1 protein-coding gene is annotated in these 16,917 nt (G+C 72.1%); it reads right to left on the bottom strand.

The window, feature by feature from the left end:
- Positions 1-59: 59 nt before the first annotated feature.
- Positions 60-16,904, bottom strand: coding sequence for a non-ribosomal peptide synthetase (locus C8K38_RS12915; protein ID WP_097211869.1), 16,845 nt, complete (start codon positions 16,902-16,904; stop codon positions 60-62).
- Positions 16,905-16,917: the final 13 nt, after the last annotated feature.

Genomic DNA, 16,917 nt, shown 5'->3' with positions numbered 1-16,917 from the left:
ATTTGGGCCGCGCCGAATAGTAGCGCAGCCTACCCTAATTCGGGTGGCTGGGCGGGCCCTCACTTGATCACCCCGATCCGGCGATCCGCGTCGGCGCACGCGACGGCCAGCACGGCCAGCAGTCGGTCCGCCAGCACTGACACGATGGCGGGATCGAGCACGTGCGCCCGGTAGCCGAGGTAGGCGTGCACGGGACCCTCCCCCACGGGCTCGTAGAAGCTCAGCGTCAGGTCCGACACCGGCTCCCCGACCGGGACCGGCAGCAGCCCCCCGAAGACCCCGTCCACCTCGCCAAGGCGCGCCTGTTCGTGGTGCACGATCATCACCTGAGGCCGCAGCGCGTCGCCGCCGAGATCGGTTGCCACGTCGTCGAATCCGACATCCTGATGCTCGAGCGCGGACAGGTTGCTCTCCCGGACCCGGGCCAGCAACTCCGCGAAGGTCGGTTCACCCGAGGTGTCCGTCCGCAGCACCACCGTGTTGAAGAAGCAGCCGATCAACCCGGACAGTGCCTCCTCGGTCCGGCCGGCGACCAGGGCCCCGATCGGGAGGTCTTCGCCCACACCGGCCTCGGTGAGCGCGACGGCCAGTGCCGACTGCAACACCATGAACATCGAGGTGCCGGTCCGGCGGGCCAGCGCGTCGATCTCGCGATGCAGTGACTCGTCGATCGGCAGCGGCACCACGTCGCCGCGGCGGGGACCACCCGGCCGCTCGCCCGGCATGGCCAGTGCCTCCGGCACGCCGGACAGGCGCTGCCGCCAGTACGCGAGTTGCGTTGCGTGCCTGCTCGACTCATCGGCGGGATCGCCGAGCACCTGCCGCGACCAGAGCTCGTAGTCGCCATAGGTCACCGGCAGCTGCGGCAGGTCGGGCGAATGTCCCGCCTGCCGAGCCAGGTAGCCGGCGAGCAGTTCCCCGAGCAACGGCACCACGGACCACTCGTCGACGGCCAGGTAGTGCATCACCAGCAGCAGGGCCTGGCGACCCGACGCGTCCTCCACGAGCTGCACCCGCAGCGGTGCCTCCTCGGTGAGATCCATCGGCTGCTGGGCCAGCTCGAAGACCCGCGCGTGCAGATCGCCGTCGCCGATGTCGACCAGCCCGACCTGCGGGCGCACCGCCTCCTGGCCGAACACCTCGCCGTCGCGCTCGAAGAACACCGTGCGTAGGGGCTCGTGCCGCGAGACCACGTCGTCGAGCGCCAACGCCAGCGACTCGGCATCGAGCCGACGCTCCGGATAGAGCGAGAGGGCGTGGCTGGCGGTCGGCGACTCCCGGTACATCCGCCACTGCCTGCGCTGCGGCGGCGACAGCGGCGCGGCCCCATCGCGGGGCGCGCCCGCGATCAGGGCAGGCCTGCCCTCACCGGTGTCCGCCTCGGTCAGCTCGGCGAGCTCCGCGACCGTCGGCGCGTCGAAGACCTCCCGAATGCTCAGCTGGGCACCCAGTTCCGCGCGCACCCGGCCGACCAGTTGCATCGAGGCCATCGAGTGACCGCCGAGGTCGAAGAAGTTGTCGTGCACGCCGACCGAGGGCAGGTGCAGGATCTCCGCGAACAGGTCCGCGATCACCCGCTCCCTCGGCGTCCGCGGCGCGACGTCGCCGGTCAGCTCCGACCAGTCCGGCGCGGGCAGCGCCTTGCGGTCGAGCTTGCCGTTAGGCGTGAGCGGCAGCGGCCCGTCCAGCACGATGACCACGCTCGGCACCATGTAGTCCGGCAGCGAGGACGCCACGTGGGCGCGCACTGCGGCCGGATCGACCACCGCACCCTCGTGCGGGACCACGTACCCGATCAGCCGGGCGATCGACCCGTCCCTGTCGGTGACCACCGCGGACTGGTTGACGCCCGGGCCGTCCGCGAGCGCCGCGATGATCTCGCCGAGCTCGATGCGGAAGCCCCGGATCTTCACCTGGTCGTCGACCCGGCCGAGGAAGTCGATATTGCCCTCCGCACGCCAGCGCGCCAGATCGCCGGTGCGGTACATCCGGCCGGGGCCGAACGGATTGGCGACGAAACGCCCCGCCGTCAGCGCCGGCTTGCCGAGGTAGCCGCGGGCAAGCCCGCGGCCGGCGATGTACAGCTCGCCCGCGACGCCGACCGGAACCGGCCGCAGTCGCGCGTCGAGGACGAACGCCTGCTCGTTGGGGTCCGGGATGCCGATCGGCACGGCCTGGTTCCAGCCCGGCTGCGCCTGCCACAGGGTGTTGTTCACCGTGGCCTCGGTGAGGCCGTAGGCGGCCAGCAGGTTCAGCCGCTCCGCCCACCGCCCGATCAGGTCCGGCGGCACCGTCTCGGTGCCGACCAGGACCGTGCAGCCCGCGGGCACCAGGGCGCCAGGCGGCAGCGCGGCCATCAGCGACGGCGGGATGATCGCGTGCGTGACCTCGTGCTCGTGCATGAAGTCGGTGAGCTCCGGGCCCGCGACCCGCGAGCGGTCCGGCACGATCACCAGGCGCGACCCGGTGCACAGCGCCATCGACAGCTCGAACACCGCGACGTCGAACCCGACCGAGGCGACCTGCAGCACGGTCGAACCCGGGACCAGTTTCATCCGGTCCTCGGCGGTGGCGACCAGGCTGGATATGCCCTCGTGCGAGACAACCACGCCCTTCGGCCTGCCGGTGGATCCGGAGGTGTAGATGACGTAGGCGGCGTGGTCGATGCCGTCGGGCACCGCGGCCACCGGCTTCGGTGCCGCGGCCAGTTCCGCGACCGTACCCGGCTCGTCGAGCAGCACCCGGCGCAGGCCCGGCACCTCGTCGATCCGCGCGGACTCCGCGGCGGTGCTCAGCAGCACCCCCGCGTTCGAGTCGGCCAGCATGTACGAGATCCGGTCCGCGGGGTGGCTCAGGTCGAGCGGCAGGTAGGCCGCGCCCAGCTTGAGGACGGCCAACACCGAGGCGACCATGTCCACCGAGCGCGGAACAGCAAGGCCCACCACCGATTCCGCGCCGACGCCGCGACAGGCGAGCACCGCGGCGATCCGATCGGACCGCTCGTCGAGCTCGGCGTACGTGGCGCTGCGGTGCTCGTCGAGCGCGGCCACCGCGTCCGGTGTGGCCTCGACCCAGCGCGCGAACGAGGCGTCGAGGGTCTCCTCCGGCACCTCCCGGCCGGTGTCGTTGAAGTCCACCAGCACCAGGTCCCTCTCGCCGGGCAGGAACACGTCGACAGCGCCGATCGGCGTCGTCGGCTCCTGCGCGACGGCGTCGAGCAGCGCCAGCTGACGGTGCGCGATCGCGTCGGCGGTGGACCGGTCGAACAGGTCCGCGCCGTACTCCAGGCGCAGCGTGATCTTGCCGTCGCCGGCATCCGAATCCGCTGCCGCGGGCAGGAACTCGGTGAAGTTGAACACCAGGTCGAACTTGGCGGTCCGCTCCTGCAGCGGCACCGGCTCCAGCGTCAGCCCGCCGAGCTCCGTGATGTCGGCGGCCCGGCTGTGGTAGCCGACCATCACCTGGAACAGCGGGTTCCTGGCCAACGTGCGGGCCGGGTTCAGGCGCTCGACAACGGATTCGAACGGGACGTCGGCGTGGGTGAAGGCCGCGAGGTCGAGCTCGCGGACCCGGCCGAGCAGCTCACCGAACGTCGGGTTGCCGCTCACGTCGGTGCGCAGCACCAGCGTGTTGACGAAGAACCCGACCAGCTCGTCGAGGCCCTGCTCGGTGCGGCCCGCGATGGGCGCGCCGAGCGGCAGGTCCTCGCCCGCGCCGATGCGGTGCAGCAGCGCCGCCGCGGCTGCGTGCAGCACCATGAACATGCTCGCTCCGCTGTCGGTGGCCAGCGCCCGCAGCGCTGCGGTGGTGCGCGGATCCAGATCCAGCTCGATCGCGCCGCCCGCGAAGCTCGGCCGTGCGGGCCGGGCCCGATCGGTGGGCAGCGTCAGCTCCTCCGGCGCACCGGACAGCGTCCGCTCCCAGTACGAGAGCTGCTCGCTCAGAACCGAATCCGGGTCCGCGGGGTCGCCGAGCAGCTCGCGCTGCCAGAGCGTGTAGTCCGCGTACTGCACGGCCAGCGGCTCCCACTGCGGCGCCTGCCCGTGCGCCCGCGAGGCGTAGGCGAGCATCAGATCCCGCAGGAACGGCCGGTCCGACCACTCGTCGGTGGCGATGTGGTGCAGCACCAGCGCGAGGACGTGATCGTTTGCAGCCAGCCGGATCACGGTGCCGCGCACCGGGATCTCACGGGTCAGGTCGAAGGGACGCAGCACGGCGCCGCGGACCAGGCCCGCGATCTCGGCCTCGGTCCCGTCCACCACCGTCAGCTCCGGGATCGCCTCGTCGAGGATCCGCTGCACGGGCAGGCCGTCGACCTCGCCGAACACGGTTCGCAGCGACTCGTGCCTGCTGACCACGTCCGCGAGCGCGGTCGAGAACAGCTCGGGATCGAGTTCGCCCTTCAGGCGCAACACGATCGGGAAGTTGTAGGCAGCCCCGGCGGGCACGCCGTCCGTCGAGACCGACTCCCCCTCGATCTGTTGGATCAGCCAGAGCCGCTGCTGCGCGGAGGACATCGGCAGGTTCTCGGGCCGGGCCGCGGGCGCCAGCCCCGGCCGCACCGCCTGGCCCCGCGCGCGGACCCGCTCCGCCAGCTCCGCCACGGTGGGCGCCTCGAAGAGGTCCCGCATCGTCAGCTCGGTCGACAGCGCCGACCGGGCCCGGCTGATCAGCCTGGTCGCCAGCAGCGAGTGCCCGCCGAGGTCGAAGAAGCTGTCCTCGACACCGAGTTCGCCGACATCGAGCACCTCACCGAACAGCTCGCACAGCGCCTGCTCGATGTGGTCGGCGGGAGCGCGTGATCCCGAACCGACCGCGTCCGGCACCGGCGGCAGTGCTCGCGCGTCGAGCTTGCCGTTTACCGTCATCGGCAAGGTCTCGGTCGGTACGAAGGCCGCCGGCACCATGTAGTCCGGCAGGCAGGCGCGGAGCGCCTGTGCGTACTTCTGGCCCCCCTGCGGGCCGAAACCACTCACGGGCCCGGAGGGCACCACGTAGGCGACCAGCCGCTTGACGCCGCCGGGGCCGGGCGCCGCGATGACGGCGCACTGCCGCACCCCGTCGAGGCCGGCGAGGACCGCCTCGATCTCGCCCAGCTCGACCCGGTGACCGCGGATCTTCACCTGGGCGTCGGTGCGGCCGAGAAAGTCGATATTGCCATCGACGCCGCGCCGCACCAGGTCGCCGGTGCGGTACATCCGGCCGCCCGCAGCGAACGGGTCGGCCACGAAGCGCTCGGCGGTCAGGCCGAAACGGTCCAGGTAGCCGCGGGCCAGGCCGATGCCCGCGATGTACAGCTCACCGGCCACCCCGTCCGCGACGGGACGCATCCACGAGTCGAGGATGTGGGCCCTGGTGTTCCAGATCGGCTTGCCGACCGTGGGCGTCGCGGAGTCCGCGGTACCGCCGCCGAGCGTGTTGATCGTGTACTCGGTGGGGCCGTACAGGTTGTAGCCGAACGTCCCCTCCGTGTCCCGCAGCCGGCTCCACACCGAATCCGGCACCGCCTCGCCGCCGAGCAGCACCAGCGGCGGCCGGTGCTCGCCAGGACCGTCGCCGAGCAGGCCCTCCTCGAACAGGTGCTGCGCGTAGGTCGGCGTCACGTTGACGACGTCGATGGCGTGCGCGTTGCAGTACGTGACCAGTGCCTCCGCGTCGCGGCGCAGGTGCTCGTCGCAGATGTGCACCTCGTGACCCTCGACGAGCCAGAGCAGCTCCTCCCAGGACATGTCGAACGCGAACGACACGGTGTGCGCGATCCGGAGGCGACGGCCGCCGGTCATCGAGATCGTCGGGTCAAAGATCTCCGCGCGGTGGTTGAACTGCATATTGGTCAGGCCGCGGTAGCCGGTGACCACGCCCTTCGGCTTACCGGTCGAGCCGGAGGTGTAGATGACGTACGCCGGGTGGTCCAGCCGCCCGGGGGTGCCGGGGGCGAAGCCGCCCAGCTCGGCGTCCGTAAGCGGTCCGGTGCCGTGGTCCCGGGTCGCGTCGCCATCGAGGACGATCGCCTCGCCCTGGAACCCGGCGAGGGTCTCGCGGACCGCGACGGTGGTCACCAGTGCCACCGGCCGGGCGTCCTCGAGCATCCCGAGCAGGCGCTCCGCCGGGTGGTCCAGCTCGAGCGGCAGGTACGCCGACCCGGTGCGCAGCACCGCGAACAGCGCGACCACCATCTCCACCGACCGCGGCAGGCCAAGCGCCACAATCCGTTCCGGGCCGGCGCCGTGTGCCAGCAGCAGCCGGGCCATGGCATTGATCCGGCCGTCGAGGTCGTGGTAGGTCACCGACTCCGAACCGAAGACGAGCGCGACCTCGTCCGGGGTGCGCGCGGCCGCCTCCGCGAACAGGTCCGCGATGGTGGATTCGGGCAGCTCCCGCTCGGCCGAGAGGGACGCCAGCGCCGCGCGCTCGCCGGGCAGCGACAGGTCCAGCGACCCGACCGGCACGGACACGTCGTCGGCGAACAGTTCGAGCAGCCCGACGAACCGGGCCAGCATCGACTCGACGGTCGCCTCGGCCACCGCCTCGGGGCGGAACTCGAACTTGATCTTCACCCGGTTGCCCGGTGTCACCACCACGGTCAGCGGGTAGTGCGTGTGGTCGACGCTGTCGCCGCCGCTGATGTCGTGCGCGCTGTTGAGCGCCGACACCTGGTTCTCGTCGACGAAGTTCTGCAGCACGTAGAGCACGTCGAAGAGCTGGCGGTGATCGGACTCGCGTCCGATGGTGGCCAGTCCGAGGTAGTCGTGCGGCATCAGGCCGAGACGCTCGGACTGGCTGCGCCGCAACAGGTCCTCCACCCGCTCCGCCGGACGCAGCGTGGTGCGGACCGGGACCGTGTTGAGGAACAGTCCGGCCACCGTGTCGAGGCCCTCGACCTCGGGGGGCCTGCCTGCGACGGTGATGCCGAACACGACGTCGTCGCGCCCGGTCGCGGCGCCGAGCACCAGTGCCAGCGCGCCGCTGAGGACGGCGTTGAAGGTGACCCCGCTCGCCGAGGCCCTGGTCCGCAGCCGCTCGCTGAGGTTCGCCGTGAGCACGGTGTCGCGACGGCCGGGAAGCGCCGGCGCCCCGGCCACGGTCGACCCGAGCAGGGTCGGCTCCTCGAGACCGGCCAGCGCGCGCCGCCACTCCGCCTTCCCCGTCTCGCTGTCGCGGTCGCGCAGCCAGCCCAGGTAGTCGTCGAAACCGCCCGTCGCGGTGGGGAACCCGCCGTCGTCGCCCGCGGACTCGTAGAGCGCCAGCAGCTGGCTCACGACGATGCCGTTCGACCATCCGTCCCAGAGCAGGAACTGTCGGTTGACCACCAGGCGGTCGCGGTTGTCGTCGAGACGGATCACCATCGCCCGCCACAGCGGCGGCGCCGTCAGGTCGAACGGGGTGAGCCGGTCGGTGGCCATCAGCTCGGCGGCATGGGCCTCGCGCTCGGACTCCGCCAGCTCACGCAGGTCGAACTCGAGGATCGGGACGTCGAGGTCGGCGGTGATGAACTGCACCGGCGTGGTGAGGCCGTCGCTGAGGAATCCCGCACGCAGCGTCGGGTTCCGGCGCTGCAGGGTGCGCAGCGCGGCGGCCAGCCGCTCGACGTCGAGGCGATGCTCGAAGTCCAGCGAGAACTGCGCGGTGTAGATGTCGGCGGGAGCGTCACGGGTCGCCGCCGGCGACGTGTCGAAGGTCGCCTGGAAGTACAGGCCCTCCTGCAGCGGGGACAGCGGCCACACCGCGTCGACCCCGGCGGGACTGCGCTCGGCGATCAGGTCCAGCTCGTCCTGGGTCAGCGCCACCAGGGGCACGTCGGACGGTGTCAGGACGCCGGGTCCATCGTGGCGCGCCGCGGTCTCGACGAGCTCGCGCACCGCCTGGGCCCAGCCCTGGCTCAGCGCCTCACCGTCGGACTCGGTCAGCCCCAGGTCCGAGCGGCCGAAGTTCGCGCGCAGCACCGGGCCCTCGGCCGTGTCCTCGCAGATCGCGTTGACGATCAGCAGGTAGGGACCGCCCATGTCGGCATCGGGATCGGTTGACAGCGTATCGGTCTCGGGCGCAGGGGCCCACGGGACCGCGACGCCGAGATCGGCCGACGGCATCCGGCCCAGGTAGTTGAACAGGACCTGCGACTCCGCGCGGGCGGCGAGCAGGGCGGCGGTGCGGGCGTTCGAGTACCGCAGCATGCCGAAGCCGATGCCGCCGTCGGGCGCGTCCCGCAGCCGCTCCTTCACGTCCTTGAGCACGTCCAGCGGTCGCTCGCCCGCCCGCAGCCGGACCGGGCTGATGCTGGTGAACCAGCCGACCGTGCGGGACAGGTCAACGCCCGGCGTCAGCTCCTCGCGGCCGTGCCGCTCCAGGTCGACCAGCAGGTCCGAGGCGGCGCGGCCGGCGTCGCGGTGCCAGCGGCTGACGGCGATCCGCAGCGCGCCGAGCAGCACGTCGGTCACGTCGGCGTTCGCCAGCGCCGGCACGGTCGTCAGCGCGGCGACGGTGTCCTCGACGGACAACGAAACCCGGTGCTGGGAACCGGTTCCGATGGTCGCGTGCCCGCTGACCTCCGGCACCAGCGCCGCTCCTGGCGCCGTCACGGTGGTCCAGTGCGCCAGCTCGGCGAGGCGCTCGGCGCCCTGGGCCTGCTCGGCGACGATCCGGCCGAACCCGCGCAACGAGGTGCCGACGGGATCGAGCGCCGCATCCTGACCGGATGCCGACGCCACGTTCGCCATCGCGAGGTCCTCGAGCAGGATCCGCCAGGACACCCCGTCCACCACGAGGTGGTGGGCGACGATCAGCAGGCGGCCGGTGGTCTCCGGTCCGGCGTCGAACCACACCGCCTGCAGCATCACGCCCGACTCGGGGTCGAGGCGCTCGGTCGCCGCCTCGGAGTGCTCGGTGACGATGTCGCGCAGCGACTCCTGGTCGCGGGCGTCGACGGTGGTGAGGAGGGCGTCGGCGCTCACCGAACCGGGTTCGGTGGTCACCGTCGACCACACGCCGGGCGCGTGCCGGGTCAGGCGGGCACGCAGGCCGTCGTGGTGGTCGAGCAGGGCCTGCAGCGCCGCTGTCAGGCCGCGCGCGTCGGCGCCCGCCGGGGTGTGCAGCAGCACCGCCTGATTGAAGCGGTCGGTGCCGCCGGACCATTCGGAGAGCCGGTGCACGACCGGCAGCGGGATGACCTCGCCGATGCCGTCGGCGACGGGTGCGTCGGGCGTGTCCGCCTGGGCGACCGGGTCCGCCTCGCCGACCAACCGCGCGATCGCGGCCGGGGTGCGCTGCTCGAAGATCTGGCGGGGGGTGAGCGTGACACCGTCGCGGCGGGCAAGGTTCACCAGCCGGATCGCCAGGATGCTGTCGCCGCCGAGGGTGAAGAAGTCGTCGCCCGGTCCCACCCGGTCCAGACCGAGCACCTCGGCGAACTGGGCGGCGATGCGTCCCTCCGTGCCCGTGCTCGGCGCGGGTGCCGACACCGCGGCGGAGAAGTCCGGCGCGGGCAGGGCCTTGCGGTCGAGCTTGCCGCTCGGGCTCAACGGCAATGCGTCCAGCTCCACGAAGGCGCTGGGCACCATGTACTCCGGCAGCGAGGCGGCCAGCGCCTGTGCGTACTTCTGGTCCCCCTGGGGGCCAGAAGGACTCACGGGCCCGGAGGGCACCACGTAGGCGACCAGACGCTGCTGGCCGGGGCGGTCCTCGCGCACCAGGACGGCAGCCTGGGCCACCGACGGATCGGCAAGCAGCGCGGCCTCGATCTCGCCGAGCTCGATCCGGAAGCCGCGCAGCTTCACCTGATCGTCGGCGCGGCCGACGTACTCCAGTTCCCCATCCACAGACCGCACCAGGTCGCCGGTCCGGTACATCCGGGTGCCTGCGACGAACGGGTCGGCGACGAACCGATCCGCTGTCAGCGCGCCGCGGCGGAGGTAGCCGCGGGCCAGCTGCGGCCCGGACAGGTACAGCTCGCCCTCGGCACCCGGCGGCACCGGGTTCAGGTACTGATCGAGGACGTACAGCCGGGTGTTCGCAACCGGTGCGCCGATCGGCACGCTGAGCGCCGCCGACGAAACCTCCTGCGCCCCGAAGAAGTAGCTCACCTCGACTGCGGCCTCGGTGGGCCCGTAGAGGTTGTCCAGCCGCACTCCCGGCAGCACCTCGGCGAAGCGCCGGGCCGATGCCGCCGGCAGCGCCTCACCCGAGCAGCCGACGACCCGCAGCGCGGTGCAGGCGGCGGCGCCCGGCTCCGCCAGGAACAGGTCGAGCATGGACGGAACGAAATGCGCACGGCTGATGCCGCGTTCGGCGATCAGGCCGGCGAGGTACGCCGGATCCTTGTGCCCGCCGGGACGGGCAAGCACGACGGTGGCCCCGGCGGTCAACGGCCCGAAGAACTCCGGCACCGAGACGTCGAAGCTCGACGGCGTCTTCTGCAGCACCCGCTCCCCGACCGCCAGCGGGTGCTCGGACTGCATCCAGAGCAGCCGGTTGACGATGGCCTCGTGCGGCACCAGCACGCCCTTGGGCCTGCCGGTCGAACCCGAGGTGTAGATCACGTAGGCGGGATTGCCCGCCACGGCCCTGGCGACCGCCGGCAGCACACCCGAATCCCCCAGAGGCTCGGACAGATCCACCGTCAGCACCGGCAGCCCGGTGTCGAACGGCCCGCCGTCGGTGAGCACGCACACGGGCTCCGCGTCGGCGAGCATGTACGACAACCGGTCGGCCGGGTAGTCGAGGTCGAGCGGCAGGTACGCGCCGCCCGCCTTGCCGATCGCCAGCAGCGCGACCATGAGTTCGAGGGAACGTCCGAGCGCGACGCCGACGAGCGACTCCGGTCCCACCCCCCGGTCGACGAGGTCTCGCGCCAGCCGGTTCGCCCGCGCGTGCAGCTCGGCATAGGTGAGCGCGGCGCCCTCGAACTCGACGGCGACCGCCTCCGGGGTCCGGGCGGCCTGCTCGTCGAGCAGGTCGGTGAGGGTGCGGTCCTCGGCGGATCCGAGGGACGCGGCCCAGCTCGCCTCCAGCTCGTCCCGCTCGGCCGCGGTCACCAGCGCCAGCGCGGAGATCGGCTGGTCGCCGTCGCGCACCAGCTCGCCGAGGAAGGACACCATGCCGTCGGCCAACCGGTTGGCCGTGGCCGAGTCGACCACCGCGGCCTGGTATTTGACCTCGAGCCGCAGCTCGTCACCGGGCGCGACGATCAGCGTCACCGGGTACGGCGGGTTCTCCTCGAAGGTGATGCCGGTGATCTCCAGCCGGCCGGAGGGGTCCGCAACGGCACCCTCGCCCATCGGGTAGTTCTCGAACACCACCAGGGTGTCGAAGAGCTCCTGCAGCCCGGTCAGCCTGCGCAGCTCGCTCAGACCGATGTACTGGTGCTCGAGCAGCCTCGACTGCTCGTCCTGCCAACGCGTCAGCGCCTCCGCGGCGGATTCCTCGGCGCGGTACCGCAATCGAGCGGGCACCGTGTTGATGAACAACCCGACCATGGTCTCGATGCCGCGCAGGTCGCCGCCGCGCCCGGACACCGTCGAGCCGAACAGCACATCGCGGCGCTTGGTGAGCCGGCCCAGCAGCAGGCCCCAGGCGCCGTGCACCAGGGTGCTCAGCGTCAATCCGCGAGCTCGACCGAACGCGATGAGGTCCGCTGTCTGCGCCGCCGACAGGTTGACCTCGACCTCGCGGACACCGACCTCGGTGCCGCGCTCGGCCTTGCTGAGCCCGGTCGGCTCGTCGACACCGTCGAGCGCGGCGCGCCACACCTCGATCGATGCCTCCCGATCACGGGAGCCCAACCAGCCCAGGTAGTTCCGGTACGGCTCCGGGGCGGGCAGCGCCGCGGGCGCCGAGCCCGCGGGCGTGTACAGCGCCATCAGCTCGCGCAGCATCACCGGCACCGACCAGCCGTCGGCCACGATGTGGTGGATCGACTGCAGCAGCAAGTGCTCGCCCGGTCCGACGAGCACCAGCACGTACCGCAGCAGCGGCGCCTGCTCGAGGTCGAACCCGCGCACCCGCTCGTCGGCGAGGATCTGCCGGACCCGGGACGAGACCTCGTCGGCACCAAGCCCACGCAGGTCCACCACATCCATCGGGACCAGGGCCTCGCCGGAGACCACCTGCACCACCCGGCCGTCGGACACCGCCCGCAGCCCGGTGCGCAACGCCGCGTGCCGGTCCACGACCGTCTGCAGCGCGGTGTGCAGCGCCTGCGGGTCCACCGGACCGGTCAGCTCGATGATCTGCTGCACCACATAGGGATCGGAGTGCTCGGTCTCGAACGCGCTGTGGAAGTAGATGCCCTCCTGCAGCGGGGTCATCGGCAGCACGTCGACCAGCTCGGCGGCCGCGGCCTCGAGCTGGTCCACGTCCGCCTGGCCCAGCCGCGCGAGCGGGAAGTCCGAGGGGGTGTGGCCGCCGAACGGGGCGCTCGCCGCGAGCGCACGCAGCACCGCGGTCCAGGCCTCGGACAGGGCGGCGATCCGCGCCGCGGGGAACAACCCTGGCGCCCAGGTGATGGTGGTGCGCAGGGTCGGCCCGTCGGGTCCGTCCTCCGCGATCGCGTTGAACTCGATGGCGTGGCCCATCGGCGCATCGGGGTCGTTGGCGCCGTCCATCGCGATCGGCAGCCAGTCCGCGCCCTCGGAGGCGGAAACCCTGCCCAGGTAGTTGAACAGCACCTGCGGGGTGACGCCACCGGCCAGCTCGGCACCCGACGGGCTCAGGTATCGCAGCGCGCCGTAGCCGATACCGTTGCCGGGCACCGCCCGCAGCTGTTCCTTGACCGTCTTCACCGCCACGCCGAGCGCGGCCGGGTCGAGGCCGTCCGCGAGCGCACCCGCGTCGATCCGGACCGGGTACAGGCTGGTGAACCAGCCGACCGTGCGGCCAAGGTCGACCGGCCTGCCCGCGGCGTCCTCCTCGCGGCCGTGGCCCTCGAGGTCGATGACCACCTGGGTGCCGGACCCGGCCTGGCCGCGCCAGTCCGCCAGCACGGCGGCGAGTCCGGTGAGCAGCACGTCGCCGACCTGACCGCCGAACGCGGCGGGCACGGCCCCGAGCAGCGGACCGGTGAACTCGGGCGCCAGACTCACCGTGATCGACTCGGCCGCGCCGCAGCGGTCGAGCGCCGGGTCGAGCCCGCGGGATCCGAGCGCGGGGTCCGGTGTCCGCGACACCGAGAGCCAGTGATCGAGTTCGCCGTCGAACGCACCGGATTCGGCCCGCTCGGACAGCAGCTGGGACCACCGGCGCAGCGAGGTGCCCACCGGGGCCAGCTCGACGGGAATGCCCGCCGTCGCCGCCGATCCCGCCCTGGCCAGGTCTTCGAGCAGGATCCGCCAGGACACGCCGTCCACCACCAGGTGGTGCACAACCAGCAACAGCCGGCCCGGGCGGTCCGTCCCGCCGTCGAACCAGACCGCCGCGACCATCGCGCCCGCGTCGGGGTCGAGTCGCGCTGCGGCGGCGATTGTTTCGCGTGAAACCACGGCGTCTAGCTCGGCCTCGGACAGGTGCTCCGCGTCGAGCAGGAGCAGGTCCGTCGCGGCCGCGGTCTCCGGCACCGACAGCGCCCAGCGCTCACCGCGGACCAGCGCGGCGCGCAGCGCATCGTGGCGCTCGATCACCGCGGCCAGCGCCGCGCGCGCCGCGTCCGCGTCGAACCCGATCGGCGTCTGCACGAGCACCGACTGGTGGAACCGGGCGACGGCCTCGCCGGATTCGCTGGTGTGCGCGATGATCGGCGTCGCGGGAACCTCGCCGAGCGGCACGTCGAGCCGGTCCACCAACGCCTCCGCGCGGCCCTCGATCTCGCGGGCGAGGGCCTCCGCGGTGCGCAACTGGAAGACCTCGCGGGCACTGAAGTTCAGGCCGGCGCCGCGCGCGTGGTTCACCAGCTGGATGGCGACGATGCTGTCACCGCCGAGCGCGAAGAAGTCGTCGGTGACGCCGACGCTGTCGACGCCGAGCACCCCGGCGATGATGGCGCACAGCTGCTGCTCTCGCTCGGTGCGCGGAGCCAGCCCGGGCAGCGCGGCGCGCAGGTCCGGTTCCGGCAGTGCCCGCCGGTCCAGCTTGCCGTTCGGGGTCAGCGGGAACTCGTCGAGGACCAACACGACGGTGGGCACCATGTACTCGGGCAGCTTGGCCGCCGCCCAGGCCCGCACCTCATCGGAGGTCAGCCCCGGGTGTGTCGCGTGCGAGACCACATAGCCCGCAAGGTACTTGGATCCGTTGTTCTCGCGCACCAGCACCGCACAGTCACGGACGCCCGGGTGCGACGCGAGCGCGGCCTCGACGTCCTCGAGCTCGAGGCGCATGCCGCGGATCTTGACCTGGTTGTCGGCGCGACCGATGAAGTCGAGGCTGCCGTCCTCCGCCCACCGCGCGAGGTCACCGGTGCGGTAGAGCCGGGACCCGTCCTCGGCGAAGGGGTTGGCGATGAATCGGGAGGCCGTCATGGCGGCCGCCCCGACGTAGCCCCGGCCGAGCAGGTAGCCGCCGGCATACAGTTCGCCGCCGACTCCGGGCGGCACCGGCCGCAGCTGCGAATCCAGCACGTACAGCTGGGTGTTGGGGTTCGGCCTGCCGATCGAGGACGCGATCCGCTCGGCGCGATCGCGGTAGATCACATGGGAGACACCGATCGTCGCCTCGGCGGGGCCGTAGCCGTGGTAGAGGGTGGTGCTGAGCCGGCGCCGGAAGCGGTCGAACAGTTCCGGGGTGAGCACCTCGCCGCCGCACCAGACGTGCCGGAGTCCGTCGAGCGAGCGGCCGCCCTCGGCCAGGTCCAGCAGCACGCTGAGCATCGACGAGACCAGGTACACGAAGGTGACCCGCTCGCGTTCGATGAGGTCGAGCAGGTAGTGCGGGTCGCGCTCGCCGCCCGCCTCGGCGACCACCAGCCTGCCGCCGGAGACCAGCGGCAGCAGGATCTCGTTGACCGAGATGTCAAAGGAGAGCGGCGCCTTGAACAGTGAGGCGTCGTCGACGCCGAACCCGAGCACCTCCTCGACCTGCCACAGCAACCGGGCGCAGATCGCCTCGTGGCGGATCATCGCGCCCTTGGGCCTGCCGGTGGAACCGGAGGTGAAGATGACGTAGGCCAGCGACCGGCCCTCGATCGCGGCGTCGAGCGGATCCGCGGACTGCAACCCGTGCGCCCAGTCGGCCAGGTCCACCGCGACCGCGGCGTCCGGCGAGGCCTGCACCCCGCCCGGTCCGGTGAGCACCAGCCGTGCGCCCGCATCGGCGAGCACCTGGTCGCGGCGGTCCTGCGGCCAGGCCGGGTCGAGGGGCACGAAGGCGCCGCCCGCGGCCATCACCGCGAGCAGTCCGACGACCATCTCGGCGGAACGCGGAACACCGACCGCGACAACCTCTTCCGGCGCCAGTCCACGCTCGGTCAGGTGTCGGGCGAGCTGGTTCACCCGCGCGCCGAGGTCCCGGTAGCTGAGCCGGACCTCGCCCGCGATCAACGCCTCCCGGTCCGGGGTCGCCGCGACCTGAGCCGCGAACAGTTCGGGCACGGTGTGGCTGGGCTGCGGCCGGGCGGTGTCGTTGAAGTCCACCAGCACCTGGCGCCGCTGCGCGTCCGACAGCACGTCGAACCGCGAGACCGGGGCCTCGGGCGCGGCGGCGAGCTGGCGGAGGAACTCGGTGAACTGCACGCGGTGCCGCTCGAGTTCGTCCTCCAGGCCCGCACCGACGCGCAGGTCGATCCTGATCGACTGACCCTCCTGACCGCCCTGCACGGTGAAGTCCAGCTCGCCGATCGCGCCGGTGACCATGTTCTGCGCGGACGCGGGGCTGCCGCCGAAGGTCATGGGGTGCTCGAACATCACGATGTTCACGCCGGGGCCGAACACGCGCCGCGACGGGTCGAGCGCGCGCATCTCCCTTGCGAGGTCCTCGCCGCGGTAGCGGCCGTGCCGGAGCAGCCCGACCAGCCCCTTGTCGATGTGTGCCGCCAGTGCGGCCAGTGTGCTGTCGCCGTCCACCCGCAGTCGCATCGGCAGGATGGTCGAGGCCATCGACGGCAGGTTCCGCAGCGCCCGACCGGTGCGGCCGGTCAGCGGCACCGACAGCATCAGGTCGGTCTGGCCGCTGACCCGGTGCAGATAGGCGGCGATCATCGCGAACGGGATCCGGTTGCGCCGGATGTCCTGGGCGTCGGCGAACCGGAACAGCCCGGCAACGGTCTCGGGGTCGAGTTCGACGGTCGCCTTGATCGGCGGCGCGGTGGGGTCCGGCGAGGGCGGCAGCAGCACGGGGGGTTCGGGGGCGTCGGCCAGCCATTCCAGCCAGTGGGCACGATCCGCCTCGTACCGCCCGGACACGCGGTACTCGACGTCCGCGTCGATCGCGGTCTGCAGCGACCAGTCCTGCTCGTCGAACAGCAGCTCCGGGTGTTCCTGCCTGCCGACGACCTCGGCGACCAGCAGCACGATGCCGTACCCGTCGATGATGCTGTGGTGGTAGCGCTGGTGCCACCACGTGAGCTCGTCTTCGATCCGCAGGATCGCCTGGGTGAACAGTGGCTCGTCGCTCTCGAGCTCGGCGACGGTCTGCATGTCGTTCTCGACCCACGCGCGGGCGGCTGCGAGGGGATCCGGCCGACCGCGCAGATCGACGATCCGCAGGGTCCACCCCTCCGGATCGAGTCGCTGCTGCCGCAGCACCTCGTCCGCCCCGACCGCGAACCGCACGTGCAGCGCCTCGGCGCGCCGGATGGTCATGTACACGGACTCGACCGCGCGGGCGATGTCGAGCGGCCCGTTCACCTCGACGGTGAGGGCGATGTTGTAGGCCGGGCTGGCAGGGGTGAGCTGCTGCGCGACCCACACCTCGGACTGGGCGGCGGTGACGGGAAGCCACTGGCCGGTGGCGTGCGGGAGTGCCGTCGAATCCGAGGGAGAAGACATACAGGTCCGATCT

It is taken from the genome of Rhodococcus sp. OK611 (assembly GCF_003050885.1).
In the GTDB taxonomy this organism is placed as follows: domain Bacteria; phylum Actinomycetota; class Actinomycetes; order Mycobacteriales; family Mycobacteriaceae; genus Rhodococcus_G; species Rhodococcus_G oryzae.
The sequence above is the reverse complement of the archived record's forward strand: the minus strand, read 5'-3'. Positions and strand labels throughout refer to the sequence as shown.